The sequence below is a fragment of the Flavobacterium sp. genome (genome assembly GCF_052437795.1).
In the GTDB taxonomy this organism is placed as follows: domain Bacteria; phylum Bacteroidota; class Bacteroidia; order Flavobacteriales; family Flavobacteriaceae; genus Flavobacterium.
The window spans coordinates 1-531 of sequence record NZ_JBQVPA010000029.1; the positions used below are offsets into that span (position 1 = coordinate 1).

General features: G+C 48.6%; 1 protein-coding gene. It reads right to left on the bottom strand.

The window, feature by feature from the left end:
- Nucleotides 1–351 precede the first annotated feature (351 nt).
- On the bottom strand, nt 352–531 hold a 180-nt coding region (locus ACT6R0_RS18670), incomplete at its 5' end, for a hypothetical protein (protein WP_444667467.1).

Consider the following 531-nt stretch of genomic DNA (forward strand, 5'->3'; position numbering starts at 1 on the left):
GTCCAGCACCCTTAAAACAGAGGGTGGTTGAGCGACATTATTTAGCGGTGTAACCTATCATCATCATCAACATCATCAAATTTGATTGGTCTACAAACTCTACATGGTTTGCACCTTATTTCACCCTGTCATGTCACTCCATGCCATGAAATGAGCATTATCACACAGCGACCTCATGTCAACAGGCAACGTGCATCATCATGCATTGTATATAACTCAATCAATGCAGCATGCGCGCGGCTGCGGCATCACCCTGAGCACATCATCATCACTGCCTGGTATCCATCACATGCAAATAGCTGCCTGCAAATCACTTATTCAGAAACACAATGGTGGCTGGTGGATGATGGGTCAGCTGTTGCTGTCATCATCATCATCATCATCATCATCATCATCATCACATGGCGTTGCTGCAACACACATAGAGAGGCCTGTAGCTGTGGCTATGGCTGGCGGCGGGTGCTCAATGGCAGTTGGCTGATGGCCTGGCACGCTGGAGGCATGCCTATGGGCATGTCTGAACCTCCAGTG